This window comes from Dyella marensis, assembly GCF_049532885.1.
GTDB classification, from domain to species: Bacteria; Pseudomonadota; Gammaproteobacteria; order Xanthomonadales; family Rhodanobacteraceae; genus Dyella_D; species Dyella_D marensis.
Genome location: NZ_CP064029.1, coordinates 3339518 through 3364588, shown reverse-complemented (window position 1 = coordinate 3364588; position 25071 = coordinate 3339518). Strand labels below are relative to the sequence as shown.

Annotated in this window: 23 protein-coding genes and 1 tRNA gene; 15 read left to right on the top strand and 9 right to left on the bottom strand. The window is 68.6% G+C overall.

What is annotated here, in order from left to right; genetic code table 11:
• Positions 1 to 80: 80 nt before the first annotated feature.
• The 12 genes from ISN75_RS14445 to ISN75_RS14390 all read left to right on the top strand — a co-directional run bounded on the left by ISN75_RS14445 (position 81) and on the right by ISN75_RS14390 (position 11609).
• Positions 81 to 1136, top strand: coding sequence for a VirK/YbjX family protein (locus ISN75_RS14445; RefSeq protein ID WP_343818744.1), 1056 nt, complete (start codon positions 81 to 83; stop codon positions 1134 to 1136).
• A complete protein-coding gene (locus ISN75_RS14440) occupies positions 1124 to 1675 on the top strand; it encodes an RNA polymerase sigma factor (RefSeq protein ID WP_343203580.1) in 552 nt (183 codons plus the stop codon). The genes ISN75_RS14445 and ISN75_RS14440 overlap by 13 nt, the downstream gene beginning before the upstream one ends.
• Positions 1675 to 2655, top strand: coding sequence for a FecR family protein (locus tag ISN75_RS14435; RefSeq protein WP_343818746.1), 981 nt, complete (start codon positions 1675 to 1677; stop codon positions 2653 to 2655). Before ISN75_RS14440 ends, ISN75_RS14435 begins: the two co-directional genes overlap by 1 nt.
• A 159-nt stretch (positions 2656 to 2814) precedes the next feature.
• The gene (locus tag ISN75_RS14430) at positions 2815 to 5166 is read left to right on the top strand and encodes a TonB-dependent siderophore receptor (protein WP_167254363.1); all 2352 of its coding nucleotides are present in this window, start codon (positions 2815 to 2817) and stop codon (positions 5164 to 5166) included.
• A gap of 118 nt (positions 5167 to 5284) precedes the next feature.
• Positions 5285 to 5794, top strand: a complete 510-nt coding sequence (locus ISN75_RS14425) for a CinA family protein (protein ID WP_167254365.1) — start codon at positions 5285 to 5287, stop codon at positions 5792 to 5794.
• A gap of 136 nt (positions 5795 to 5930) precedes the next feature.
• On the top strand, positions 5931 to 6965 hold the full coding sequence (gene recA, locus ISN75_RS14420; protein WP_167254367.1) for a recombinase RecA: 1035 nt from the start codon (positions 5931 to 5933) through the stop codon (positions 6963 to 6965).
• A 190-nt stretch (positions 6966 to 7155) separates the two neighbouring features.
• Positions 7156 to 7599 (top strand): TIGR01244 family sulfur transferase, encoded by a 444-nt coding sequence (locus tag ISN75_RS14415; protein ID WP_343818905.1) that lies wholly within the window; start codon positions 7156 to 7158, stop codon positions 7597 to 7599.
• 18 nt (positions 7600 to 7617) lie between these two features.
• A complete protein-coding gene (locus tag ISN75_RS14410) occupies positions 7618 to 7773 on the top strand; it encodes a hypothetical protein (RefSeq protein WP_168647088.1) in 156 nt (51 codons plus the stop codon).
• A gap of 15 nt (positions 7774 to 7788) precedes the next feature.
• Positions 7789 to 8298: a regulatory protein RecX gene (locus tag ISN75_RS14405; RefSeq protein ID WP_343818751.1), complete on the top strand. Its 510-nt coding sequence runs from the start codon at positions 7789 to 7791 to the stop codon at positions 8296 to 8298.
• Positions 8299 to 8356: 58 nt separating this feature from the next.
• Positions 8357 to 10990 carry an alanine--tRNA ligase gene (gene alaS / locus ISN75_RS14400; RefSeq protein WP_343818753.1) on the top strand — a complete coding sequence of 878 codons (2634 nt, stop codon included), beginning with the start codon at positions 8357 to 8359 and terminating at the stop codon, positions 10988 to 10990.
• A gap of 257 nt (positions 10991 to 11247) precedes the next feature.
• A complete protein-coding gene (gene csrA / locus ISN75_RS14395) occupies positions 11248 to 11445 on the top strand; it encodes a carbon storage regulator CsrA (protein ID WP_167254377.1) in 198 nt (65 codons plus the stop codon).
• Between the two features lie 71 nt (positions 11446 to 11516).
• A tRNA-Ser gene (locus ISN75_RS14390) sits at positions 11517 to 11609 on the top strand.
• A gap of 418 nt (positions 11610 to 12027) precedes the next feature.
• On the opposite strand, the gene ISN75_RS14385 is transcribed toward ISN75_RS14390, so the two are convergent.
• The 7 genes from ISN75_RS14385 to ISN75_RS14355 form a co-directional block, all read right to left on the bottom strand.
• A complete protein-coding gene (locus ISN75_RS14385; RefSeq protein ID WP_343818754.1) occupies positions 12028 to 12759 on the bottom strand; it encodes a UDP-2,3-diacylglucosamine diphosphatase in 732 nt (243 codons plus the stop codon).
• Positions 12759 to 13466 (bottom strand): peptidylprolyl isomerase, encoded by a 708-nt coding sequence (locus ISN75_RS14380; RefSeq protein ID WP_167254381.1) that lies wholly within the window; start codon positions 13464 to 13466, stop codon positions 12759 to 12761. Before ISN75_RS14380 ends, ISN75_RS14385 begins: the two co-directional genes overlap by 1 nt.
• A 95-nt stretch (positions 13467 to 13561) precedes the next feature.
• A complete protein-coding gene (locus tag ISN75_RS14375; RefSeq protein WP_167254383.1) occupies positions 13562 to 15079 on the bottom strand; it encodes a Ppx/GppA phosphatase family protein in 1518 nt (505 codons plus the stop codon).
• Positions 15080 to 15153: 74 nt separating this feature from the next.
• Positions 15154 to 17283 (bottom strand): polyphosphate kinase 1, encoded by a 2130-nt coding sequence (ppk1, locus tag ISN75_RS14370; RefSeq protein WP_343818756.1) that lies wholly within the window; start codon positions 17281 to 17283, stop codon positions 15154 to 15156.
• Between the two features lie 247 nt (positions 17284 to 17530).
• Positions 17531 to 18799: a phosphate regulon sensor histidine kinase PhoR gene (gene phoR, locus ISN75_RS14365; protein ID WP_168647092.1), complete on the bottom strand. Its 1269-nt coding sequence runs from the start codon at positions 18797 to 18799 to the stop codon at positions 17531 to 17533.
• A gap of 90 nt (positions 18800 to 18889) precedes the next feature.
• Entirely contained in the window at positions 18890 to 19579 is a 690-nt protein-coding gene (gene phoB, locus ISN75_RS14360; protein WP_026636248.1) for a phosphate regulon transcriptional regulator PhoB, read from the bottom strand.
• A gap of 130 nt (positions 19580 to 19709) precedes the next feature.
• Complete coding sequence (locus tag ISN75_RS14355) at positions 19710 to 21398, bottom strand: M48 family metalloprotease (protein WP_168647093.1); 1689 nt, start codon at positions 21396 to 21398, stop codon at positions 19710 to 19712.
• A 125-nt stretch (positions 21399 to 21523) separates the two neighbouring features.
• On the opposite strand from ISN75_RS14355, the gene grxC reads away from it, so the two are divergent.
• From grxC to ISN75_RS14340, 3 genes are all read left to right on the top strand, one after another.
• A complete protein-coding gene (grxC, locus tag ISN75_RS14350) occupies positions 21524 to 21787 on the top strand; it encodes a glutaredoxin 3 (RefSeq protein ID WP_167254389.1) in 264 nt (87 codons plus the stop codon).
• Positions 21784 to 22161, top strand: a complete 378-nt coding sequence (locus ISN75_RS14345) for a carboxymuconolactone decarboxylase family protein (RefSeq protein ID WP_168647094.1) — start codon at positions 21784 to 21786, stop codon at positions 22159 to 22161. The genes grxC and ISN75_RS14345 overlap by 4 nt, the downstream gene beginning before the upstream one ends.
• A gap of 268 nt (positions 22162 to 22429) precedes the next feature.
• Positions 22430 to 23446 carry an isocitrate dehydrogenase gene (locus tag ISN75_RS14340; protein WP_167254393.1) on the top strand — a complete coding sequence of 339 codons (1017 nt, stop codon included), beginning with the start codon at positions 22430 to 22432 and terminating at the stop codon, positions 23444 to 23446.
• Positions 23447 to 23636: 190 nt separating this feature from the next.
• Here the strand turns inward: ISN75_RS14340 and ISN75_RS14335 are convergent, their stop codons facing one another.
• Positions 23637 to 24095 (bottom strand): carboxymuconolactone decarboxylase family protein, encoded by a 459-nt coding sequence (locus ISN75_RS14335; protein ID WP_167254395.1) that lies wholly within the window; start codon positions 24093 to 24095, stop codon positions 23637 to 23639.
• A 40-nt stretch (positions 24096 to 24135) separates the two neighbouring features.
• Positions 24136 to 25035 carry an RNA polymerase sigma factor SigJ gene (sigJ, locus tag ISN75_RS14330; protein ID WP_167254397.1) on the bottom strand — a complete coding sequence of 300 codons (900 nt, stop codon included), beginning with the start codon at positions 25033 to 25035 and terminating at the stop codon, positions 24136 to 24138.
• Positions 25036 to 25071: the final 36 nt, after the last annotated feature.

The window sequence follows — 25071 nt, the reverse complement described above, 5'->3', positions numbered from 1 at the left end:
ACGGCGCGATCCCGGGGTATTTCAAAAACGCCGCGCGAGTTCGTCCTCCGGGGGTCTTTGGTCACTCGCGAGCTTTCCGCTTGAACATCCGTCTCACCGTCTCCGATGGCGGCGCCTTGAAGCTGGCGCCGGGCTTGCGCCGCCCGGCGCCCGCCGTGCCGGGGCGCGGCTGGCTGGCCTCGCTGCGGCAGCGCCAGGACTGGCCGCGCGCACCGCGCGCCCGCCTGCGCGAAGCGGCCAAGTACCTGGCGCGCGCGCTATGCCTGCCGCTGCTGCATACCGGCTACCTGCGCTTCGTGCAGGGCGATGCGCGCATGCATGCCTGCTGCCGCCGCGATCCGCGCCTGTTCGAGCGCCATCTGCACCGCTTCGTCAACGACCAGTGGCGCCGCCGCGAACGCCTGCGCGCGCTGCTCTCGCACTACCGCTTCATGCTGGCACGGTTGCCGGCGCCGCTGTTCGACGCCATCTACGTCGAAGGCGGCGTGCCGATCGGCCTGCTGGCGCTGAAGGACGGCAGCGAGCTGGTGCTGAGCCTGCGCCCGTCGATCGACAAGGGCTGCGAAGGCGAGCTTGGCATCCATCTGGAGGAAATCGGCGGGCGCACGCTGTATCGCGTGGTGTGCACGGTGATCGACGACGGCCGCGCGCTCGCCATCGGCTGCCTGCAGGGGCCGGGCGGCGGCGATGCGCGCGAGCTGGTGCGCGAGCTGACCAAGCAGATGCACGGCCTGCGCCCGAAGCAGCTGATGCTGGGCCTGGCCTGCGCCTTCGCGCGCCACGCCGGCATCGCCCGCGTGGTCGGCATCGCCAATCGCGCCCACCCGCTGAACCGCCGCCGCGCCGGGCAGTTCCAGGCGGATTACGATGCGTTCTGGACGGAACAGCATGGCGTGGCCGAGGACGGCTGGTTCGCCTTGCCGGTGGAGCCGCCGCGCAAGAGCGAGGCCGACGTGCCCAGCCACCACCGTGCCGCGTTCCGGCGCCGCGAGGCGCTGCGCCTGGCCGCGGAAGGCGTGCTGACCGCCGCGCTCGGCCGCGCGGCGCCGCAGGCCGAAGCCGTGGCCGCACCCGCGCCGCGCGCCGCCGCACCGTTCATGCCCTTTTTGCCGCAGGAGCCCGCGTGGATACCGTGAGCCCTTCCACCGACCAGCCCGGCACCCGCACGTCCGCGCACGTCGCGCGCCTGGAGGAGCTGTGCCGCACGCATCACCGCGCGCTGCTGGCCTTCCTGCAGTGCCGGCTGCAGTCGATTTCCGATGCGCAGGAAGTGGCGCAGGAAGCCTATGTGCGCATGCTGACGCTGGAGCGTCCCGAAGGCGTCGACGACCTGCGCGCCTATCTGTTCCGCACCGCCTCCAACCTGGCCATGGACCGCCTGCGCCAGCGCGGCATCCATGCCCGGGCGGTGGACGAAGTGGCGATCCGCGAGCCGCAGACCGCGCCCGCGCCGGAGCGCCGGGCCATGGCGGTGGAGCGCCTGCACGGCCTGCGCCAGGCCCTGGGCGAACTGCCGCCGAAAACACGCGAGGCCTTCATGGCGCACATGATCGAAGGCCTGGATTTCCGCGCGGTGGCGAATGCCATGCGCTTGAGCGAGCGCATGGTGCGCTATCACGTTACGCGGGCCCTGGCGCATTGCCGCGCCCGGGTCGACCAGCTGGAGGAAGGCTGATGTCCGGCATCACGACGATCGAAGAAGCGCGCCTGCGCGCCGCCGCCGACTGGTGGCTGCGCCTGCGCGAGCCGGAAGTGTCCGAGGCGACCTTGTCGCAATGGATTGCATGGTCCGCACGCGAGGAAAACCTCGCCGCGTTCGAGCGCCTGGGCGCGCTCGCCGACGACGTGGTGCAGCTGGACGGCGCCTCGCGCGACGTACTGCGGCGCGGCCTGCCCACGCCGCGCGCGAAGAAAAGCGCGCGTCCATGGCTGCCGATGGCGCTGGCCGCGGGTTTCGTGGCGGCGACCGCGGGCGGCTATCTGGCCTGGACTTTCCTCACCGCCACGGTGGCGCGCGACTACGCCAGCCAGGTGGCGCAGCGCCAGGACGTGCTGCTGCCGGACGGCACCAGGGTGGCGCTGGGCGGCGCCTCGCGCATCGCCGCGCGCTTCGACAGCAACCTGCGCAGGGTGGAGCTGAGCGAAGGCGAGGCCTTCTTCCAGATCGCCCCGGACGACATGCCGTTCGAGGTGCGCGTGGGCGAAGTGCGCATCCGCGACGTGGGCACCTCGTTCGACGTGCGGCGCGGCGGCGACCGGGTGATGATCGAGGTGGCCGAGGGCCGCGTGATGGTCAACGCGCCCGGCAACGTGAGCGTGCAGGAAGCCACCGCCGGTCAGCGCATCGTCTACGTGCCGGGGCAGGGCCTGCAGGTGGCGCAGTCCGATCCGGCGCGCACCGCCTCCTGGCGCGAGCACCGCCTGGAGTTCGACAACGAGCCGCTGGACGTGGTGGTGGCCAGCCTCAATCGCTACAGCAAGCGGCCGGTACGCATCGCCGATCCGAAGCTGGCCGCGCTGGCCTTCACCGGCACCATCCGCACCGACGCCATCGACCGCTGGCTGGAGGCGCTGCCGCAGGTGCTGCCGCTGCGGGTCGAGATGCGGCCGGACGAAGTGGTGCTGAGCGACCGGGGGCCGATCGCGCGTCAGTGAGCCGCAAGCCTGGCGGGTATCCGGCTGAATCGATGCCGGCTCCCGTCGCATAAGAACAATTCCTAATGAATTGTCGACCATGTCACACTCGCGGTTTTCGTCGGGGAAGCGGCGGGGGACATGCGGCGTTTCGGTTGGCTGTTCGTTTGCGGCTGCATCATGGCGTCGCCATGGACGCTTGCCGCCGCCGGTGATGACAGCGCTGTCCCCGCCACGCAGCCGTTCGCCATCGCGGCCCAGCCGCTGGCGCCGGCGCTGATCGCCTACGGCGGGCAGGCCAATGTGCAGGTGCTGGTTTCCGGCGATCTGGCCGCCTCGCTGCGCTCCTCGCCGGTGCAGGGCTCGTTCGCCCGCGAGGCGGCGCTGACCGAGCTGCTGCGCGGCACCTCGCTCACCTATCGTTTCATCGGCGGCAATACGGTGGTGGTCAAGCCGGCGGCCGCGCCCGCGCCGGGCCACGCCGAGCCGCCGCCGGTGCCGGTCACCAACCTGGCGGCGGTGCAGTCGATCGGGCTGTTCGCCAACGGCTACCGCGCCGACTACGCCAGCGGCTCCGCGCGCCTGGAGGCCGATCCGGCCGACCTGCCGCAGTCGGTAGGCGTGGTCACGCGCGACCTGATGGACGCGCGCCAGGACCGCACCGTGCCCGACGCGCTGCGCACCCTGGCCGGCGTGCAATACCTGGATACCGAAGTCGGCCTGCCGGAGTTCCGCATCCGCGGTTTCCGCACCGGCAACGGGCTGACCGACGGCATGCCCAATGCGGTGGTCGGCGTGGGCGATCTGCCGCCGCTGGTGGCGGTGGACCGCATCGAAGTGCCGCGCGGGCCGCAGTCGATCCTGGGCGATGTCTCCAGCAACAACAATTTCGGCGGCCTGATCGGCCTGGTGATGAAGAAACCGCAGGCCGCGCCGGTGCACCGGCTGACCTGGGCGCTGGGCAGCCACGGCGACACGCAGCTGGACGGCGACTTCGCCGGCAAGCTCGATCGCGACGGCCGCTGGCTGTACCGCCTGGTGTTCTCGGCCGACCGCACCGACCGTACGCCGCAGGGCTATGCGGGCCGGCGCACCAACTTCGTGGCGCCTTCGCTGGGCTGGGACGGCAGCGATACGCAGTGGATCCTCGGCCTGTCGCGCATGGTCAACCGCTTTCCGGTGCCGGACCACGTGGCCTGGACGGACGACAGCGCCGCTTCCGCCACGCCGCGCGACGTGCTGCTGGGCAATGCGCAGGACCACGCGCTGTTCCGCACCACCCGCTACTACTACCTGTTCGAGCACGCTTTCGACGACGTCTGGTCGCTGCGCAGCCGCGCGCAGTACGTGGACGAGGTGGGCACGATGCAGGCCTGGTGGATCTATTTCCAGGACGACGGCAACGCCTTCGCGCTGGCTGACAAATACCGCTACAAGGACGCGTTCTACACGCTGCAGAACGAACTGGTCGCGGCCTTCGACGCCGGCTCCACGCGCCACAAGGTGATGCTCGGCTTCGACTACTCGCGCGCCCGCGTCGGCCGCTTCGAAGACGTGCAGGCCACCCTCGGCGACGGCAGCATCGACATCCTGGGCGGGGCGAAGCTGCCGCCGGTCGATTCGCTGACTTCGGACCAGGAGCTGCATCCGTTCGGCATGAACAAGTTCGCCTTCTCCGGCGACCCGTGGGTGACCGACAGCGGCCTGTTCCTGCAGGACCACATGCAGCTGGGCGAACACTGGAATGCGCTGGTGGCGATCCGCCGTGCCGCCTATGTGCTGTCGACCCAGCACCGCGACGGCTCGCCGTGGGTGCGGCGCAAAGTGCAGTGGGTGCCCAATCTCGGCCTGGTCTACAAGCCGGCGCCCGGCGTGGCGCTGTACGCCAGCCTGTCGCACGGCTTCCAGCCGGACACCGTGCTGGGCCGCAACGGCAAGCCGCTGCTGCCGGTGCTGTCGCGCCAGCTGGAGGCCGGCGCCAAGTTCGACCTGGCGCAGGACCGGGCGCGCCTGACCGTGGCCTGGTACCGCATCGCGCTGGACCGCAGCACCGACCTGATCTCGCCCAAGCCGCCGTACTTCGGCTACCGCGGGCCGGGGCAGACCAACCAGGGCGTCGAGGCGGAGCTCAACGGCCGGCTGGCGCCGGGCCTGGACGTGAGCGCCAGCTACACCTACGCGCGGGTGGAGAAGCACGACGGCTCGCCGGTGCCGGGCGCGCCACGGCACCGGGTGGACGCATGGGCCAGCTACCGCTTCGATCCGGCGGCGCGGGCCGGCTGGGGCGTCGGCGCCGGCGTGCATGCGCGCAGCCACGCCGACGGACTGCTGACCGACGGCCAGACCGTGTTCCGCAACCCCGGGCAATACAGCCTGGACGCCAACGTCTTCTATCGCGCGCCGCGCTGGAGCGTGACCCTGGGCGTGCGCAACCTGCTGGGCCGGGCACTGCGCGCGGACGATTTCGACGACAGCTTCGTGCCGCTGGTGGAGCGGCGCAGCGTGCTGCTGAGCGGCAGCTACGATTTCTAGCGGCCACCGCCACGGCCAAGTGGCGCCCCCGTCAAGTCTTGGCCCACGCGCGCATAAGGGGTAGAACAGCCCGCTGCGCATCGTCGATCCGATGCGGCCGTTTCCCCACGGAGTTTTCATGTCACTGCCGTCCGTCCCCACCGACGCCGACCTCGCCGCGCTCGCCCGCGACGTCGCCGCGGCCGCGCTGGCCGCCAAGCTCATGCTGGTCACCGCCGAGTCCTGCACCGGCGGCTGGATCGCCAAGGCGCTGACCGATCTGCCCGGCAGCTCGGCCTGGTTCGACGCCGGCGTGGTCACCTATAGCTACGAGGCGAAGGAAGCGCTGCTCGGCGTCAATCCGCGCACGCTCGAACGCACCGGCGCGGTCAGCGAGGAAACCGTGCTGGAGATGGTTTCCGGCGCGCTGGCGCGCTTCGGCGCCGGCATGGCGGTGGCGGTCACCGGCATCGCCGGTCCCAGCGGCGGCACCGCCGACAAGCCGGTGGGCACGGTGTGGATCGGCTGGAAGCGCCGCGGCGGCTACGCGCACGGCCGGCTGTTCCAGTTCGACGGCGACCGCGAGGCGATCCGCCGCCAGACCGTGGCCGCCGCCCTCGCCGGCGTGCGCAAGGCGCTGACCGACTGACCGGGGTTCGCCTACACGGGCAGGCTTGACCGGTATGGGATACTGCCTGTCTGCGTGATCGCAGCCCCTGAGACACGGCCGGCGCATCATGCTTTCCACTTAACCGCCACTCCTCACGCATTCGGGATACAAGACGATGGATGACAACAAGCGCAAGGCGCTCGCTTCCGCCCTCGGCCAGATCGAGAAGCAGTTCGGCAAGGGCGCGGTCATGCGCATGGGCGACCGCACCGACGACGTCATCGACACCGTGTCCACCGGCTCGCTGGGCCTGGATATCGCGCTGGGCGTGGGCGGCCTGCCGCGCGGCCGCGTGGTCGAGATCTACGGTCCGGAATCCTCCGGCAAGACCACCCTCACCCTGCAGGTGATCGCCAACTGCCAGAAGAACGGCGGCACCGCCGCCTTCGTCGACGCCGAGCACGCGCTCGATCCCACCTACGCCGCCAAGCTGGGCGTCAACGTGGACGACCTGCTGGTCTCGCAGCCCGACACCGGCGAACAGGCGCTGGAAATCGCCGACATGCTGGTGCGCTCCGGCGCGGTGGACGTGGTGGTGGTCGACTCGGTCGCCGCGCTCACGCCCAAGGCCGAAATCGAAGGCGAGATGGGCGACTCCCACGTCGGCCTGCACGCCCGCCTGATGAGCCAGGCGCTGCGCAAGCTCACCGCCAACATCAAGAAGTCCAACTGCCTGGTGATCTTCATCAACCAGATCCGCATGAAGATCGGCGTGATGTTCGGCAACCCCGAGACCACCACCGGCGGCAACGCGCTGAAGTTCTACGCCTCGGTGCGCCTGGACATCCGCCGCATCGGCGCGGTGAAGAAGGGCGAGGAAGTGATCGGTTCGGAAACCCGCGTCAAGGTGGTCAAGAACAAGGTGGCGCCGCCGTTCCGCCAGGCCGAGTTCGAGATCCTCTACGGCGAGGGCAGCTCGCGCGAAGGCGAGATCATCGAGCTGGGCGTGGCGCAGAACCTGATCGAGAAGTCCGGCGCCTGGTACAGCTACAAGGGCGACCGCATCGGCCAGGGCAAGGAGAACGTGCGCCAGTTCCTGCGCGACAACCCGAACATCGCCAACGAAGTGGACCGCGAACTGCGCGCCCGCCTGCTGGTGAGCGGCGGCGGCAAGACCACGGCGTCCGAAGAAGCGCTCGAGGAAGCCTGATCGACGCCAGCGCGGCCCGGCCATACTGGCCGGGCCGCGCCGATCCCGGCGATAGAGGGCAGGGAAGATGCCTAAGTTGCGTTGGACTTTTCTTGCTGCGATCGCTCTAGGAGCGGTAGCGGTGCTGGCTACGGCCGCGTTCGATCACGCGAGCGCGGCGCGTCATGCGCAAGCGGAGGCAGGCTTGGATGTGAGGCAGCTGGCGCCGGGCGTATGGATTTCCGAGCAGATCGGGCCTGAGCAGCTGGGCAGCCTGAAGTCGCAGGGATTCCGCACGGTGATCGACCTGCGCCCCGATAACGAAGTCGCCGGGCAGCCGCCCGCCAGTGCGATGAGCACGGCTGCCGCGGGGCAGGGCTTGGCCTTCGACTACATTCCGGTAAGCCACGGGGACGTGCCCGCCGGCGCCGTCGAGGCGCTGGGCCGCAACCTGGCCCAAGGCCAGAAACCCGTCCTGCTCTACTGCCGCAGCGGCCGCCGCGCCGCGCGTACCTGGGCGCTGGCCGAGGCTTCGCGCCCCGGCGGGCTGCAGACGGCCTCCATCCTGCAGGCGGTCCACGCGGCCGGCCAGGATGCCGCCGACCTGGCGGACCAGATCGCGGCCCGCGTCGCCGCGCGGCCCGCCACGCACTGATCGGTACGGAGACAGCGCATGGCCATCACCGAAACCCCCGCCATTCCCCTCCGCCGCAGCCTGACGGCGCGGCTGGTGGCGCAAGCCGTGGTCGCCGCCGTCGGCCTGGCCATCGGTGCCGTGGTCGGCCTGGTCGGGGCGCTCTGGTTCGGCCTGATCGACCTGGTCTGCTGAGACGAACAGCCACGCATGCCGAAAGACCGCTCCAGCGACAAGAAACCCGCCGGGAAAAAGGACAGGGCCACAGCCTACGCCAAGGGCCTGGGCATGCTCGCGCGCCGCGAGCACTCCCGCCGCGAGCTGGGGCGCAAGCTGCGCCAGGGCGGCTACGAGGCCGATGAGGCCAGCGCGGCGCTGGACCGCCTTGGCGCCCAGCACTACCAGGACGACGAACGCTTCGGCGAGATGCTGGTGCGCAGCCGCGCTGCCCAGGGCTACGGCCCCGCGCGCCTGCGCGCGGAGCTCAAGAGCCACGGCCTGTCCGACGCACGCATCCGCGCGCTGCTGGACGCCGCGGAGGTGGACTGGGCCGAGTCGGCCGCCGCGCAGCTGCGCCGCCGCTATGGCGGCAAACCCGCATCGGACCCGGCCGAAAAGCAGCGCCGGGCGCAGTTTCTCTTGCGTCGGGGCTTTGCCGCCGCCACAGTAAGAGGTCTTACCCACGCCGAAGTGGACGAGTTGGCCGACGAAAGCGACTGATCGCCCGGCTGCGTCGCGGCGTGGCCTCCACGGCGCCCACACCGACGATCCGCACGCAATGAAGACGGCCGACATCCGCTCCACCTTCCTCGAATTCTTCCGCTCCAAGGGCCACACCATCGTGCCGTCCAGCTCGCTGGTGCCGGCCAGCGACCCGACCCTGCTGTTCACCAACTCGGGCATGGTGCCGTTCAAGAACGTGTTCCTGGGCAGCGAGAAGCTGCCGTACAAGCGCGCGGCCGACGTGCAGCGCTGCCTGCGCGCCGGCGGCAAGCACAACGACCTGGACGCCGTGGGCTACACCGCGCGCCACCACACCTTCTTCGAGATGCTGGGCAACTGGTCGTTCGGCGACTACTTCAAGCGCGACGCCATCCAGTACGCCTGGGAGCTGCTGACCGGCGTGTTCAAGCTGCCGGCGGACAAGCTGTGGGTCACCGTCTATCACACCGACGACGAGGCCTACGACATCTGGCACAAGGAGCTGGGCGTGCCGGCCGAGCGCATCGTGCGCATCGGCGACAACAAGGGCGCGCCGTTCGCTTCCGACAATTTCTGGCAGATGGCCGATACCGGCCCCTGCGGTCCCTGCACCGAGATCTTCTACGACCACGGTCCGGACATCGCCGGCGGCCCGCCCGGTTCGCCGGACGAGGACGGCGACCGCTACATCGAAATCTGGAACCTGGTGTTCATGCAGTTCGACCGCGCGCCCGACGGCACGCTGTCGCCGCTGCCGGCCCCGTGCGTGGATACCGGCATGGGCCTGGAGCGCGTGGCGGCGGTGCTGCAGCACGTGCATTCCAACTACGAGATCGACCTGTTCGCGCACCTGATCAAGGTGGCCGGCGAACTCACCGCCACGGCGGATCTGGCGAACAAGTCGCTGCGCGTGATCGCCGACCATATCCGTGCCTGCTCCTTCCTGATCGTCGACGGCGTGCTGCCCTCGAACGAAGGCCGCGGCTACGTGCTCCGCCGCATCATCCGCCGCGCGCTGCGGCACGGCTGGATGCTGGGCGTGCGCGGCGATTTCTTCTGGAAGATGGTCAAGCCGCTGGTCGAGGAGATGGGCGCGGCCTATCCGGACCTCGCCGCGAAGCAGGCCTTCGTGGAAGAGGCGCTGCGCACCGAGGAGCAGCGCTTCGGCGAAACGCTGGAGCACGGCATGCGCCTGTTCGACGAAGTGGCGGGCAAGTCCGGCAGTAGCATTCCTGGCGCCGACGCGTTCCGCCTGTACGACACCTACGGCTTCCCGGTCGACCTCACCGCCGACATCGCGCGCGAGCGCGGCATGTCGGTGGACATGGAAGGTTTCGACCGCGCGATGGAAGAGCAGAAGGAGCGCGGCCGCAAGGGCGGCAGCTTCAAGGCCAAGGGCAACATGCCGGCGGAGCTGGCCAGCCAGCTCAAGCCCACCCGATTCCTGGGCTACGACGCCATCTCGGCGCAGGGCTGCCAGGTGGTGGGCATCGTGCGCGACGGCATCCAGCTGCAGCAGCTGGCGCAGGGCGAGGAAGGCCTGGTGATCCTGGACCGCACGCCGTTCTACGCCGAATCCGGCGGCCAGGTCGGCGACACCGGCAGCCTCGCCAACGGCGCCGGCCGCTTCGACGTGGCCGACACGCTCAAGATGGGCGGCGTGTTCTTCGGCCATGCCGGCCAGTGGCAGGGCGCGCAGCCGCTGCGCGTGGGCGATGCGGTGGACGCGCTGGTCGACGGCGCGCGCCGCCAGGCCATCGTGCTCAACCACTCCGCCACCCACCTGCTGCACGCCGCGCTGCGCGAAGTGCTGGGCGAGCACGTCACGCAGAAGGGCTCGCTGGTGGCGCCGGAGCGCCTGCGCTTCGACTTCGCGCACTTCAAGCCGGTATCGCGCGAGGAACTGTCGCGCATCGAAGACCTGGTCAATGCCGAGGTACGCCGCAACGCGCAGGCCGAAGTGCATCACATGGGTTACAACCAGGCGATCGAGTTCGGCGCGATGGCGCTGTTCGGCGAGAAGTACGGCGACGAAGTGCGCGTGCTGCGCATGGGCGACTTCTCCACCGAGCTGTGCGGCGGCACCCACGTGGGCCGCACCGGCGACATCGGTCTGTTCAAGATCGTCAGCGAGGCCGGAGTGGCTTCCGGCGTGCGCCGCATCGAAGCGGTGACCGGCGCCGGTGCGCTTGCCTATGTCACCGACGAAGAGCGCCGCCTTGGGGAATTGTCCCAATTGCTGTCGACCAGCGGCGAGGAAGTGGTCGACAAGCTGCGCCAGCTGCTGGACAAGCAGAAGAAGCTCGAACGCGAACTCGAATCCATGCGCGCCAAGGCCGCCGGCTCGGCTACCGCCGACCTGGCCGCCGCCGCGCAGGACGTCGACGGCATCAAGGTCGTCGCCGCCCGCCTGGAAGGCCTCGATGCGAAGGCGCTGCGCGACAGCATGGACCAGCTCAAGCAGCAGCTCGCCGACTGCGTGGTGCTGCTCGCCGGCGCCGCCGACGGGCGCGTGTCGCTGGTGGCTGGCGTCAACGGCAAGGCGCTCGGCCGCATCAAGGCCGGCGACGTCGTCGCGCACGTGGCGAGCCAGATCGACGGCAAGGGCGGCGGCCGCGCCGACATGGCCCAGGGCGGCGGCTCCGACACCGCCGCGCTGCCTGCCTTGCTGGCTGCTTTGCCGGCATGGATTGGCTCGCGTCTGAATTGATAAAACCTAGGTGAATAGACCACATGCCATAGGCCCAGCGCATTGCGCAGCCCGCGCGCGCTCGGCTAGTATCGGTCGAATGTCGGCTACGCGCGTTGTGGCGTAGCCAGCCGGCGGCCGCTCTCGAGCGAACGCCGTTGTGCCGGGGAAGGCGGTAGGGCCTTCGATGGTTCGTCGAAACTCGGATGGTGTAGCTCAGGGGTGAGGTTTCACCATCCGCTGGCCTGTGACCACATAGCTTTCATGGAGTGGCAAACATGTTGATTCTGACCCGCAGGGTCGGCGAAACCCTGATGATCGGCGACGAGGTGACCGTCACCGTCCTGGGCGTGAAGGGCAATCAGGTGCGTATCGGCATCAACGCGCCCAAGAACGTAGCCGTGCATCGCGAAGAGATCTATCAGCGGATCCAGAACGAGCACAAACCTGAAGACGGCGGCTCCGACAGCCACTGACCGTCTGAAGGCTTTACGAAAGACCCATCGGCCGGTATCCTTGCCGGCTCCGCAGAAATGCGGACAAAAATGGAGAGATGCCCGAGAGGCCGAAGGGGCTCCCCTGCTAAGGGAGTATAGGGTCAAAAGCCTTATCGAGGGTTCGAATCCCTCTCTCTCCGCCAGATACGCAAAACGCCCCTTTCGGGGCGTTTTGCGTATCTGGCGGAGAGAGAGGGTACAGAGAACCGGTTGCTCGGCTATGCCGAGCAACCGGTTCGACAAATTTGTCAGGAACAAATTTGGACAGCCGCAGGCTGGCCCCGCAGCGCGCAGCGCGAAGGGGTTGGGCCCATGGATGGGCCCAACAATCCCACGCGTCACGGCAAAGCGCACCGCACACCGAAGCCCAAAACAAAAAACGCCCCAACGGGGCGTTTTGCATTTCGCGAAGAACGTTTAGTCGAGAGCTAGTCTCTTGAAGGCCCATGCTTACCCACAGCGCACTGCCACTGGATGACTCGCTGCGCTCGCCCCTTTCGGGGCCGCCCTTCGGGCGTTCTTCGCGTTGCGCGCTCGTCCGGCCTACGCCGGAATGACGAACTAGGAGCCGACCGCCAATCCCCGCAACTCGACTTCGCTCGGCGTCACCTTCAACACCGACCCGTGCTCATACCAATCCCCCAGCACGATCCGCTCAGCCGCCTTCCCATCCAGCTCGAAACCATGCACCGCTGGCCGATGCGTATGCCCATGAATCAACCGCGTCACCCCGGCACGCACCATCGCCTCAGCCACCGCACCGGCGTTGACATCCATGATCGTCTCCATGGTGCTCCCCGTATGCGCCTTACTATCCTCTCTCGCCTTCGCCGCAAACGCTCTACGCGCCTCCAACGGCATCGCCAGAATCTGTGCCTGCCATTCCGCCGTCCGCACCTGCTTCCGCACCGCCTGATAAGCCACATCATCGGTACACAAAACATCCCCATGCATCAGCAGGGTAGGCCGCCCGTACAAGTCATGCACGGTGCCATCCTCCAGCAAGCTAAACCCCGCCCGCCGCGCAAACTTCTCGCCCAGCAGAAAATCCCGGTTGCCCACCATGAAATACACCGGCACCCCGGCATCGCTCAGCGCCTTGGTCGCGGCAGCAATCCGCGCCGGCAGTTCCGCGTCGTCGTCATCGCCGATCCACGCCTCCACCAGATCGCCGAGGATGTACACCGCATCCGCACCAAGCGCTTCGTCGCTGGCCAGAAACTCCTCGAACAATCGCGTGATCCGCGGCCGCGCCGCATCCAGATGCAGATCGGCAATGAACAACGTATGCATCAGCCCTTGGTCCCTTTCTTAGGCGCGGGCTTCGCAGCGGGGGCGGCAGGCGCAGCAGCCGGAGGTGTCGCCGCGCTCGCCGCTCGCGCCGGTGCCTCCTCGCCGATCACATAGGCGCTGTCCACCACCGGCAACGGATTCGGCACGTCATTGGCAAACGGCCCCAGCGCCCGCGTCGGCAGCCCGGCGATCTTGTCGACCACGTCCATGCCCTTCACCACCTTGCCGAACACGGCAAAGCCCCAGGTCAGCCCGCTCTGGTTGCCGACGTAGTCCAGCCGGCGGTTGTCCACCAGGTTGAAGAAGAACTGCGAGGTGCCCGAATTCGGATCCGCCCCGCGCGCCACGGCCAGCGTGCCGCGCAGATTGGAAAGGCCGTTGTCCGCCTCGCTGGCGATCGCCGAATGCGTGCGCTTGGGCTGCAGGTCGCGCGTGTACAGCCCGCCCTGCACCATGTAGCCGGCGATCGCGCGGTGCATCACCGTGCCGCTGTAGAAGCCTTCGCGCACGTACTGCAGGAAGTTCGCCACGCTCTTGGGCGACTTGTCCGGATACAGCTCCACCGTGATGTCGCCCACCGTGGTGTGCAGCACCACCTGCGGATGCGGGAGGTTGGACGGCGTCGCGGCCGGCGCCTGCTTCACCGCCTGGGCGGAGAGCGCGAAGGGCAGGGCGAGCAGGGCAAGAAGGCTAAGGATTCGTCGCATGGCGTGTCGGGCGGCGTCAGGCATCCGCGCATGATACGCGGCGCCGGTGAGGGTGGCCTTAAGAGCGTCGGCGCAGGAAAACGCGGGCCGCACGATCAGAAGGTGGTCAGGTCGAGGGTGAGGCCCAGTTCGGCCATCGGCGGGCGCTCCTGCTCCAGGTCCGCCTCGGTCAGCGGATGCTGTTCGATCCAGGCCGCCGGCAGCCCCAGGCGCAGGCGCTGGGCGGTGGCGGCCAGGCGCATCTGCGGCAGCGATTCGGCGCGGCGCGCGCGGCGGAACAGCACGGCCAGGCGCAGCAGGGCGGTGATCTGCCGGGCCAGGGCGCGGTAGCGCTGCGGCAGGGCGGAGAACAAGGTCTTCTCAGGCTTGCGGCGATGCGCTTCCACCACGGCGGCAAGCAACTGCTGCTCCTGGCGCGAAAAGCCGGCCAGGTCGGCGTGGCGCAGGATGTAGGCGCCATGGTGATGGTGCTGGCTGTGCGCGATGGCCAGGCCGATCTCGTGCACGCGCGACACCCACGACAGCCATTCGCGCGCCTCGCCGTCCAGCTTCCAGCTCTTGGCCACCTGGTCGAACAGCATCAGCGCGGTGGATTCCACCCGCCGCGCCTGGGCGCGGTCCACGCCGTAGCGCGCGGCCAGCGCGTCGATGCTGGCGGTGCGCGGGTCGGTGCCGCCGGCGCGGCCCAGCAGGTCCCACAGCAGGCCTTCGCGCATCGAGCTTTCGCACACGCGCATGCGCTGGATGCCCAGCGCCTCGAAGGCGGCTTCGAAGATCACCACGCCGCCGGCAATCACCGGCGCGCGGTCGTCGGACAGGCCCGGCAGCTTCAGCGCGCCGATCTGGCCCTGGGCCAGCAGGGCGTCGCGCAGCTGGGCCAGCGAGGCCGGCGTGATGCCGTCGTCGGAGAACTTCATGGCCTGCACCACGCCGCCGATCGCCTTGGCCGTGCCGGAGGAGCCGAAGGCATCCACCCAGCCGGCCTCGCGGTAATCCTCGGCGAACTGCTGCAGCAGCACGCCCAGTTCGCCGGTGGCGCGCTGCCAGCGCTTGCGATTGAGCTTGCCGCCGGGAAAGAAGCGCATGGTCGAGGCGATGCAGCCGGCCTGTACGCTTTCGGTGTGCATCGGGGCCAGGCCGCGGCCGATGATGAATTCCGTACTGCCGCCGCCGACGTCGATCACCAGGCGGTTCTCGCGCGAGGCGGGCAGGTCGTGCGAGGCGCCCAGGAAGATCAGGCGGCCTTCCTCGCGGCCGGAGACGATTTCCACCGGATGGCCCAGCGCGGTCTCGGCGGCGGTCAGGAAGGACTGCGGCGAAGCCAGCCGGCGCACCGTATTGGTGGCCACCGCGCGCACCCGGGCCGAGGGCAGGCCGGCGATGCGCTGGCCGAAGCGGGCCAGGCAGTTCAGCGCCCGCGCGCGGTGCTCGGCGTCCAGCGTGCCGTCGGCGCGCAGGCCAGCGGCCATGCGCACGGTGTCGCGCAGGCGGTCGATCACCCGGGGTTCGCCATGCTCCACCCGCGCCACGACCATGTGAAAGCTGTTGGAACCCATATCGATGGCGGCGATCAGCTCGCCATCCTTGATCGGGGACTGCTCGCCTTGAATCATCCGGGGCTCGTATTCCGTGCGATTGAGTACGAATTCTCGCACGCAGGCGCCGGCCTGCGTCAGTCCGCGGCACCTCAGCCGCGGACGGCCTTGGGCACCGTGGGGCTGAGCTTGTTCAGCAGATACTCCTGCGCGCTGTGCGGCGCGGCGTCGCCGGCCTCGGCGCGGGTGTAGCGGCCCTCGCTGTCCAGCAGCCAGGCCTGGGTGTTGTCCGCCAGATAGTTGGCCAGGGTTTCGTCGTACACGCGCTGGGCCAGCGCCGGTTCGAGGATGGGGAAGGCCACCTCGATGCGGCGCATCAGGTTGCGCTCCATCCAGTCCGCACTGGCGCAATAGGTTTCCGGCGCGCCGTCGTTGGCGAACCAGTACACCCGGCTGTGCTCCAGGAAGCGGCCGACGATGGAACGCACGCGGATACGCTCGGATACGCCCGCCAGCCCCGGCCGCAGAGTGCAGGCGCCGCGCACGATCAGGTCGATCTCCACCCCCGCCTGCGAGGCGCGGTACAGCGCCTCGATCACGTGCGCTTCGTTCAGCGCATTGAGCTTGGCCACGATACGCGCCGGCTTGCCGGCCCGGGCATGCGCGGTTTCGCGTTCGATCTTGGCCACCACGCTCTTGTACAGCGTGAACGGCGAATGCAGCAGGCGCTTGAGCTGGATCATGGGACCTAAGCCGGAGAGCTGCTGGAAGACCTTGTGCAGGTCCTCGCCGATCTCCGGTTGCGCGGTCATCAGGCCGATGTCGGTATAGGCGCGGCTGTTGGCCTGGTGATAGTTGCCGGTGGACAGGTGCACGTAGCGGCGCAGCACCTCGCCTTCGCGGCGCACGATCAGCAGCATCTTGGCGTGGGTCTTGTAGCCCACCACGCCGTACACCACCTGCACGCCGGCTTCCTGCAGGCGCGTGGCGAGGCGGATGTTGGCCTCCTCGTCGAAGCGCGCGCGCAGCTCGATCACCACGGTGACGTCCTTGCCGTTGCGCGCCGCTTCCACCAGCAGGTCCACCAGCGGCGTGTCGGCGCCGGCGCGGTACAGGGTCTGCTTGATCGCCAGCACGCTCGGGTCCTGCGCGGCCTGGCCGAGCAGTTCCACCACGGTCATGAAGGACTCGTACGGATGGTGCAGCAGCACGTCGCGCTCGCGCAGCACTTCGAACTTGCACTTGCTGGCGTCGAAGGCCTTGGGCAGCTGCGGGGTGAAGCGCGGGAACTTCAGCGCGGGGCGGTCCAGGCTGTCGTACACGCTGCCGGCGCGGATGATGTTGACCGGGCCGTCGCAGCGGTAGACGTCGTTCTCTTCCAGCTCGAAGTTGGCGATCAGCATCGACACGATCGCCTTCGGGCAATCCGCGCCGATTTCCAGCCGCACCGGCTTGGCATAGCCGCGGCCGAGCAGTTCCTCGCTCAGCGCGCGCGCCAGGTTCTCCACCTCGGCTTCCTCGACCATCAGCTCGCTGTTGCGCGTGACGCGGAACTGGTACGAGCCGGCCACCTTGAAGCCGGGGAACATCTGGTCGACGAAGCCCTGCAGCAGCTCGGCCAGGAACACGAAATGGTCGCCCTCGCCGCAGACCTCGTTGGGCAGGCGGATGATCCGCGGCAGCGAGCGCGGCGCGCGCACCAGGGCCATGTGGCCTTCGCGGCCGAAGGCGTCGCGCCCCTTCAGCACCACGGCGAGGTTGAGGGTCTTGTTGAGGATGCGCGGGAACGGATGCGCCGGGTCCAGGCCCAGCGGCGACAGCACCGGCAGCACTTCGTTTTCGAAATAACCCTGCAGCCAGCGGCGCTGGCGCTCGCTCCAGCGGTCGCGGGTGAGGAAATGGATCTCCTCGGCGTCCAGCGCGGGTTTGAGCTCGTCCTGCCAGGTGGTGTACTGCGCGTCGACCAGGTCCAGCACGCGCTTGCGGATGCGCGCCAGCAGCTCGCCGGAGGGAATGCCGTCCGGCCCCGGCGCGGCCGAGCCGAAGCTGTGGTGATGCTTGAGCATGGCCACGCGCACCTCGAAGAACTCGTCGAGGTTGTTGGCCACGATGCTGAGGAAACGCAGGCGCTCCAGCAGCGGCACGGCGGTGTCGCGGGCCTGGGCCAGCACGCGGAAATTGAATTCCAGCGCGGCCAGCTCGCGGCTGAGGTACAGCTCGGGGGCGGCGGGGTCGATGGTGTGGTCGATCACGGGGGACGACGAGGACGGTTTACGGCGCATCGCGGCATTCTGGCCGATGCGGGGCGCAAGCTCATGCGGCGGTGCCGCGTAGTGTGATGTGGGATTCATCTGGCTTCGCCAAATCGAATCCTTCTCCCCTCCGGGGAGAAGGTGGCGGCAGCCGGATGAGGGGCCGGGGCTTGCGGTGGAAGATCGACAGGGCGAGGCGCGCTTGCCGCTCCTGCTTGGCCGCTCCGCCCGACCCCTCACCCCAGCCCTCTCCCCGGAGGGGAGAGGGAGTAAGTCCTCAGGCCTCGTCCGGGCCGCCGGGCTTCAACAGCCGCTCATGCCCGAAGCAGCACGAGAACGTCGACCCCTGGCCCGGCTCGCTCTGGATCTCCAGCCTGGCCTGGTGCAGGTTCAGCACGTGCTTGACGATCGACAGGCCCAGCCCGGTGCCGCCGCTGTCGCGCGAGCGGCTGGAGGAGACGCGGTAGAAGCGCTCGGTCAGGCGGGCCAGGTGCGCGGCGGGGATGCCGAAGCCGGTGTCGCTGACCGAATAGGTGGCGCCTTCCGGGGTGCGCTTCCAGCGGATGGTGATGTTGCCGCCGGTGGGGGTGTAGCGCACGGCATTGCTGACCAGGTTGGACAGCGCGCTGTGCAAGTCCTTGGACGAACCCAGCAGGTCGGCCTCGGCGGTGTTTTCCACCGCGATATGGTGGCGGCCCTGGCTCAGCGCCTCGGCTTCCTTACGCACGGTGGCCAGCAGCGGCGACATCGGCACGCGTTCGTCGGTGACGTGGTCCTGGGTTTCCAGGCGCGACAGGGTGAGCAGGTCTTCCACGATCTGGCCCATGCGCTTGGACTGCGCGCGCATCTCGCCGAGCACCGGCGCCAGTTCCGGCACGTCTTCCGGATCGATCAGTTCCAGATAGCCGTGGATCACCGTCAGCGGCGTGCGCAGCTCGTGCGACACATTGGCCACGAAGTCGCGGCGGATCTGCTCCAGCCGGGTCAGGTGGCTGATGTCGCGCGCCAGCAGCAGGCGCTGGCGGCGGCCGAACGGCAGCAGGGTGACATTGATGTGCCGGTTCGGATGGCCGGGCGCGACCACGTCGTTGAGCGGCTCGTGCGCGCCGTCCTGCAGCCAGCCGGCCAGCTCGGTGGTGCCCAGGCGCTCATGCAGGTGGATGCCGCGGTCCTGCGGGCGGCGCAGGCCGAGCAGGTCTTCGGCGGCGTGATTGAACCAGCGCACGTGCTGCTCGTTGTCGAGCAGCACGACGGCATCCGGCAGGCTGCCGGCGGCGCTGCGCAGATCGCGCAAACTGGAGGCAATGCGACGGGAACGCGTCATGAAGCGGTCATGCTGCAGGGGGCTGATGGTGGGGTGCGGCGGCATGATGTGCCGTGTTTCATGACGGATTCGGGTCAGCAGCAAGACGGTTTCCGCGATAGCGACAAGCGCCACGCCAAGCACCGCGCGGTCGCCCGCCCAGGCGCCGATCAGGCCGCCCAGCACGAGGCCGGCCGCGAGGGCGGCCGGCAGTTTCCACGAACGATCGAACGGCTCAGGCATGCAGTCGGGCCATGGTCGCCACAAGGCGGGCAAGCATATCGGCAAATGCTGTCGACAGCCGCCGCCGGCCCGGCAATCGCCGGCGGGCGCTTAGACGCTGGCCGAGAAACGGTAGCCCGCGCCGCGCACGGTCTGCACCATCTCGTCCAGCTTCCACGGCTCCAGCGTCTTGCGCAGGCGGCGGATATGCACGTCGACGGTGCGCTCCTCCACGTACACGCTGCCGCCCCACACGTGGTCGAGCAGCTGCGCGCGCGAGTAGACGCGCTCCGGATGGGTCATGAAGAAGTACAGCAGGCGGTATTCGGTCGGGCCGATCGGCACCGAGTCCTCGCCGGCGAACACGCGGTGGGCCGGGCCGTCGATGCGCAGGCCGCCCAGCTCCACCATGCCCGAGCCGTCGTCGCCCTGGCTGCGGCGCAGTACCGCCTTGATGCGGGCGATCAGCTCGCGGGTGGAGAAGGGCTTGACCACGTAGTCGTCGACGCCGGCTTCCAGGCCGTTGACCCGGTCCATCTCCTCGCCGCGGGCGGTGAGCATGATGATCGGGACTTCCCGGCTCAGTTCTTCCTTGCGCAGGCGCCGGGCCAGTTCCAGGCCGCTGGTGCCCGGAAGCATCCAGTCGAGCAGGATCAGGTCGGGGACCTGTTCGGCGATGGCGATCTGGGCAGCCCGGGCATCGGCGGCGTGGACTGCGTCCATGCCGGCCTTGCGCAGAGCGAAGGCGACCATGTCGCGGATCGAAGCTTCGTCTTCGACGATAAGAATGCGCTTGTGCACGCGTAGGGGTCCGCTTGGGGGCCTGTGACGCAAATATTGCAACGATTCAATGTTACGCCCCTATGACATTTCACGAGAACGCAACGAAATCGTCGATTTTTGGCCCCGGCGGCGGGGTGCCGGCGGGCTTTCAGCGCCCCGCGCTGAAGCACAGGCGGCCGGCGCAGGCCTGGTTCGGCTGCTGCTGCAGCTGCTGGGTGCGGCCGTCCGGGTTGTCTTCGGTCTGCACGCGGCGCTTGCGCAGCTCCATCACCAGCGGAGTGAGGTCGGCGATGCGGGCCTGGATGCGGGCGCGGGCGTAGTAGTCCAGGTCCTGGCGCTTGAGCAGGCGCTTGAGCTGTTCCATGGCGTCGAACGGGCGGCCGGACAGATAGCTGGCGTCGGCATAGGCCTCGCCCGCGCGGATCGCCTCACCGGCTTTCTCGCTGGCGCGGGCGTAGCTGCGGTAGAGCTCGGGCTCGTCGGCGTTGTCCAGCATCGGGCGCAGCATGTCGGCGGCCTGCACGGCATCCGCATGGCTGCCGCCTTCGGTGAGCGCATGCGCATAGCCCAGCGCGATGGCGCGGTTGCGCGGCGACTGCCCGTTGAGCGTGGCATACATCGCCAGCGCCTCGCCGCGCTGGCCGGACTGCAGTTTCGCGTCGGCCATGGCCAGCTGCACGATCTGGTTGTCCGGATGGTTCTTCAGCAGCGGCTGCAGTTCCTCCACCGCCTTGGCGCCGCGGCCACTGCGGGTAAGCGCGAGCGCATAGCCGTAGTGGTTGGCCGGCGTGTTGAATTCCTGGTGCTTGTCTAGGTTGTTCGCGTAGTAGGTGCTGAGCGGCAGCGCGTCGCCGGACAGCACGCGCACGCGCTCGCGCATCAGCGCATAGGTGTCCAGGCCGTCCTTCTGCCCGCGCGCGCCGGCCAGCACGGTCGGGTCTTTCACGTAGGCGATCGGCGCGGTGCTTTTTTCCCACTGCGTCTTGGTGAGCGTGGGCGCGGTGGGACGCAGCTTCTGCTGCGCGGCCAGGGCGTCGGCGCGCGACTTGGCGTCGCTGATGCGCGACAGCGTCACCGGGTGGGTCTGCAGCAGTTCGGGCACGTCGCGGTCGCCGCCCGCGCCGGCGCGCAGGGTGTCCTGCATGCGCTCGAAGAAGGTGGCCATGGCGTTGGGATCGTAGCCGGCGTTGGACAGCGTCTGGATGCCGGCGCGGTCGGCCTCGACCTCGTCCTTGCGGGTGAAGTTGATCTGCCGCTGCAGCATCAGGCCCTGGCCGCCCATCAGCACCGCGCCGGCGGCGTCGCCGGCATGCGCGCCGGCGCCGGCGGCGATCGCGCCCAGCAGCACCAGGGCCATCAGCGGCGCATCTTTTTTCGAGGACTCGAACGCGCGCTGCAGGTGGTTCTGCGTGATGTGGCCGATCTCGTGCGCGATCACGCCGGCCAGTTCGCTTTCGCTGTTGGTGATGTCGATCAGGCCCGAGTTCACCGCGATATAGCCGCCGGGGGCGGCGAAGGCGTTGATCACGTCCTCCTTCACGATGAAGAAGGAGAAGTGGTCCTTGGGCTTGTCGCTGGCGGCGACCAGGCGGTAGCCGAGGTCGTTGATGTAGTCGTCGAGCAAGGCGTCGTCGACCACCATGTCCATCGAACGCATCTGGCGCAGCATGGCGGCGCCGTATTCCTGCGCCTCCTGCGGGGAGACCAGGGCGTTGGCGGAACTGCCCAGGTCCGGCAGGCGGACATTGGTGTCCTGGGCGCCCGCGCCGAAGCTCAGCAGGGCGCAGGCCAGGGCGGTCGCCAGACGGGTGGTAACGGTACGTGGTGCCATGCGCATAGGTAGGTGACAATAGCACTTGTGACCGCGTCCCATGGGTCCGGTTCACCGTCTCAGGCGGCTTGTTTTCAGGGGCCATGGCCCCCAGTTAGGCCGCCATCGCCGTTTCTTTTCCGGAGTCCGTCGTGCCCAAGATCGAGGTCTATTCGACCGGTTACTGCCCCTACTGCGTATCCGCCAAGAACCTGCTGAAATCCAAGGGACTGGAGTGGACCGAGGTGATGGTCGACACCGATCCGGCGCGCCGCGACGAAATGCTCCAGCGCAGCGGCGGCCGCCGCACGGTGCCGCAGATCTTCATCAACGACCAGCACGTCGGCGGCTTCGACGACCTGGTCGCCGCCGACCGCAGCGGCAAGCTGGCCCAGCTGCTGGGGAGCGCGGCATGAGCGACCATGACAACGGTGCGGACAAGAGCAAGGACCGCGTGGCCGAGTTCACCGCGTTCCGCCAGCGCATGAACGAACGCATCCTGGCCGAGGACAACCAGGTCGTGCGCCGCTTCTTCGCCCTGGACACGCAGACCTACAAGCCCGGCGCCCTGGACGTCAAAACCAAGGAACTGCTCGGCCTGGTCGCCTCGATGGTGCTGCGCTGCGACGACTGCATCAGCTACCACGTGGCCCAGTGCAAGGAAGCCGGGGTCAGCCGCGAGGAATTCTTCGAGACCTTCAGCGTCGGCCTGGTGGTGGGCGGTTCCATCGTGATCCCGCACCTGCGCCGCGCGGTGGACTTCCTGGACCAGCTCGAAGGGCGGGAATAGGGAATCGGGAATAGAGAATAGGACGAGCCCGCCCCCCGACAAGCTGGCGGGGCGGCGTTTTTACCTATTCCCCATTCTCTATTCCCTAATCCCGGCCCGGCTCCGGGCCACCATGCGAGTTTGCGAAATGCTCCGTACGAGGATTTGCAACGCCGCGGCGGGCGCCCGCACTGGCCGCTCCTGCCGGCATCGGGGATAATTCATAGGATTTTTCGGCCGGCCTTCCCCCGCCGCGCCGCCCGATTTCTTTCCTCCAAGGAGTTCCCCCATGAGCAAGACCATCGCCGTAATCCCGGGTGACGGCATCGGCCCGGAGATCATGAAGGCGACGCTGCGCGTGCTCGACGCCCTGGACTGCGGCCTGTCCTACGAGTTCGTCGACGCCGGCATGGTGGCGCTGGAGAAGCACGGCGACCTGCTGCCCAAGGACACGCTGGACGCCATCGCCAGGCACAAGATCGCCCTGAAGGGCCCGCTGACCACGCCGATCGGCGGCGGCTTCACCTCGATCAACGTCACCCTGCGCCGCCACTTCGACCTGTACGCCAACGTGCGTCCGGCGATCAGCTTCCCGGGCACCAAGGCGCGCTTCGAGAACATCGACATCATCACGGTGCGCGAGAACACCGAAGGCGCCTACCTGTCCGAAGGCCAGACCCTGTCCGAAGACGGCGAGGTCGCCACCTCGATGGTGCGCAACACCCGCAAGGGCAGCACGCGCATCGTCAAGTACGCCTTCGAGATGGCGCGCCAGAAGGGCCGCAAGAAGATCACGGCCGTGCACAAGGCCAACATCATGAAGACCAGCTCGGGCCTGTTCCTCAATGTGGCCCGCGAAGTGGCCAAGGAATATCCCGACATCGAGTTCAACGAGATGATCGTGGACAACACCTGCATGCAGCTGGTGATGAGGCCCGAGCAGTTCGACGTGATCGTCACCACCAACCTGTTCGGCGACATCCTGTCCGACCTGTGCGCCGGCCTGGTCGGCGGCCTGGGCCTGGCCCCGGGCGACAACATCGGCGCGGGCGCGGCGATTTTCGAGGCCGTGCACGGCTCGGCGCCGGACATCGCCGGCAAGGGCGTCGCCAACCCCTGCGCGCTGCTGCTGGCGGCGGCGGACATGCTCGACCACCTGGGCATGGCGGAGAAGGGCAACAAGGTGCGCGCGGCCATCCGCGACACCCTGACCAACGACCGCGACGCCGTCACCCCGGACCTGGGCGGCAAGGGCAATACCGACAGCTTCGGCGACGCCATCGTCAAGCGCGTCAAAGCGGCCTGAGTTTTCCGCCGTTTCACGAAAAAGCCGCGGCGTTTGCCGCGGCTTTTTTCTTTTCTGCCGTCATTCCGGCGCAGGCTGGAATCCAGTAACGATGCCACACGATTATCGCGAAAGCGCTGGGTGGTTTTCCGCTTCTATTGCGGCGCTTTCACCACTGGATTCCGGCCTGCGCCGGCATGACGAGCCCTGCTCAGCCGAACATCCCCGGCTGGTAATCCCCGCCCGCCGTATGCGCCGCCAGGTTGATGCGGTTCCAGCTGTTGATCAGCGTGACCAGCAAGGTCAGGTCGACCAGCTCCTTCTCGTTGAACAGCTGGCTGGTCTGCTGGTACAGCGCGTCCGGCACCGAGTCGCCGGGCACCAGGCGGGTCAGCGCCTCGGCCCAGGCCAGAGCCGCGCGTTCGCGTTCGCTGTAGCACGCCGCTTCGCGCCAGCCGGCCAGCAGGTACAGGCGCTGCTCGGTTTCGCCGGCGGCGCGCGCGTCCTTGGTGTGCATGTCCAGGCAGTAGCAGCAGCCGTTGATTTGCGAAACGCGGGTCAGCACCAGTTCGATCATGGCCGGCTCCAGGCCGCCGGACTTGAGGTTCTTGCTCAGCACGAACAGCGGCTGCAGCGACTTGAAGTGATGGGCGATATTGAAGCGGGACATGGCGGTTTCCTTGAAAGGGAACGGCCGCAATGGCCGCTCTTCAATGCAAGGACGCAGACGCCGCGCGTTTCGTGACCGCTTCCAGCCGCGCGAGTTTTTCCGGATGGCGGATCGAGTGAATCGCGGTGATCCGCTCGCCATCGCACTCCACCCACAGCGCGGAAGTGAGGCGGCCGCCGGTCCAGATCAGCAACGCCGGCGCGCCATTGAGCTGGCTCAGCTGGCGCACGGTTTCCGGGCCGCCGGAATGCAGCGCGATCTGGCGATACAGCCGCGCCACGCGATCCTGCCCGTACAGCGGACGCAGCACCGCGCGCACCACGCCGCCGCCGTCGGAGATATGCACGGCGTCCTCGGCGAACAGCGCGCGCAGCGAATCGAGATCCGGGCGGTCCATCGCGGCGAGGAAGCGCTGCAGCATGCGCTGCTGCATCGAATGGTCCACGTTGAAGCGCGGGCGTCCTTCGCGCAGCCGCGTCTTCGCGCGATGCACGCGCTGGCGGCAGGCGTCCTCGGCGATGCCCAGGATGGCGGCGGCCTCGGCGTGGCTGTAGTCGAACACTTCCTTCAGCAGAAACGCCGCGCGTTCCTCGGGGCTGAGCCGCTCGAGCAGCAGCAGGAACGAAAGGCTCAGCGTCTCGGCGCGTTCGAGCTGTTCCGATGGCGCTTCGTCCATCGGTTCGAGCGGCTCGGGCAGCCAGGGGCCGGTGTAGTGCTCGCGCTCGGTCTTGGCGCGGCGCAGGCGGTCCAGGGCGAGGCGGGTGGTGACGGTGACCAGCCAGGCTTCCGGGTCGTCCAGGGTGGAGGTGTCCTGCTCGTGCCAGCGCAGCCAGGCGTCGTGCAGCACGTCTTCGGCATCGGCCGGGCGGCCGAGCATGCGGTAGGCCAGGCCGAACAGGCGCTGGCGATGCTGCTGGAACAAGGCGGTCTGCGGGTCCATGGGCGGCTCCTGAGCGTGGATGACAAGGCCAGGACG